This is a genomic window from Arthrobacter pityocampae (assembly GCF_002927275.1).
In the GTDB taxonomy this organism is placed as follows: Bacteria; Actinomycetota; Actinomycetes; order Actinomycetales; family Micrococcaceae; genus Arthrobacter_D; species Arthrobacter_D pityocampae.
In genome coordinates this window covers 1-1,195 of the sequence record NZ_PRKW01000027.1, presented here as the reverse complement: position 1 = coordinate 1,195, position 1,195 = coordinate 1, and the positions used below count along the sequence as shown (strand labels likewise).

At 57.8% G+C, this 1,195-nt stretch carries 2 protein-coding genes and 1 pseudogene; all 3 read right to left on the bottom strand.

Annotation, left to right across the window (positions count from 1 at the left end):
- Positions 1-443, bottom strand: a pseudogene (locus tag C4K88_RS18075) (IS66 family transposase); the annotation flags it as partial.
- Positions 444-504: 61 nt separating this feature from the next.
- On the bottom strand, positions 505-840 hold the full coding sequence (tnpB, locus tag C4K88_RS18070) for an IS66 family insertion sequence element accessory protein TnpB (protein ID WP_146065744.1): 336 nt from the start codon (positions 838-840) through the stop codon (positions 505-507).
- A partial coding sequence (tnpA, locus tag C4K88_RS18065; RefSeq protein ID WP_104122819.1) for an IS66-like element accessory protein TnpA occupies positions 837-1,195 on the bottom strand: 359 nt, incomplete at its 5' end. The genes tnpB and tnpA, both read right to left, overlap by 4 nt.

Here is a 1,195-nt window from a genome sequence, read left to right as displayed (position 1 = left end):
GGCGTGTAATCCAGCTTCTCGCTGACGTCTTCGCCGATGCGTTGGAGTTGGCAGCCACAGGCGCACTGGGTGTTTTCGGGTTCGTGACGAATCACCGCGCGTGGAAACTGCGGCGGCAATGGGGCGCGTTTCGGCGATTGCCGTGGCTCGGCCTGTGACGAAGCGGGAAGAAGCTGTTTCAGCTCGGCCTCGATCGCTTCAAGGTCTGTATCGAGCAGGTCATCCAGCAAGCTGCCTTGCGCTTGGCTGATCTGCTCGCTGCGCTTGGCAAACTTGTGGCGCTTGAGCAGGGCGATTTCGAACTTGAACTGTTCGATGAGAATTTCATCGTTCTGGATCTTCCTGCTCATCGCCTCGACCTAGGACTGCAACTGCAACGCCTGTGCCGCCAAGGCACGAAGCTGTTCCGGAGTCATCTGGTCGAGATTGGGCGAGGAAGTCATGCCGCTGATTGTGTCAGAGCAGGTCGTCAACAGCGATAAACCGATGGGCTAATGGCAGGGGCTAAAGCACTGTGATCGCGCTGCCTGCGCCGACCCGCTGCCACGGCAAACCCAGTACCAAGGCTTGAAGTTGCTCGTTATCGAGTTCGACTTCCGATCCGTGACGGATGCCGGGCCAATGAAACTTGCCTTGGTTCAATCGTCGCGCTGCCAGCCAAATGCCCACACCGTCATGCACCAAGACTTTCATTCGGTTGGCACGGCGATTAGCGAAGAGGTATGCGCAGTGCGGCTTCGCCACACCGAACACCGCGATCACCCTGGCCAGCGCGGTCGCGGTACCGGCGCGCATGTCCATAGGCTCGGTGGCAAGCCAGATGGCATCGATCCGAATCATTCCAACAGGTCTCGCAGAAAGGTGGCACAGGCGACAGCGCTTTCGGTCGGCCAGTTCACTTTGACGGTGCCACGCGGGTGCTGGATTTCAATGCAGATACTTGATGAAGCTGCCTGCGAATGTCCTCCGGCTAGCGGCAAGGGCACTGGAATGAAAGCAGGTTGCAGCGCCATAGTTTTGTTCGTGAGTACCCTAATCCATTTATGTACGAGGTTCGCGTTAAGGCTGTGCTTCTGCGCGACGCTGGCAATCGATGCGCCGGGCTGGGCGCACTCTTGGACAACTTGGGCCTTGAAGGATTTTGAATAGGAACGGCGTTGTGACTGCATGGAAAGACCCGCTGAAAAGGCTAGAA

Bases quoted from the DNA above. Each gene is read 5' to 3' on its own strand.
- tnpB (WP_146065744.1), bottom strand. From the start codon at position 840: ATGATTCGGATCGATGCCATCTGGCTTGCCACCGAGCCTATGGACATG.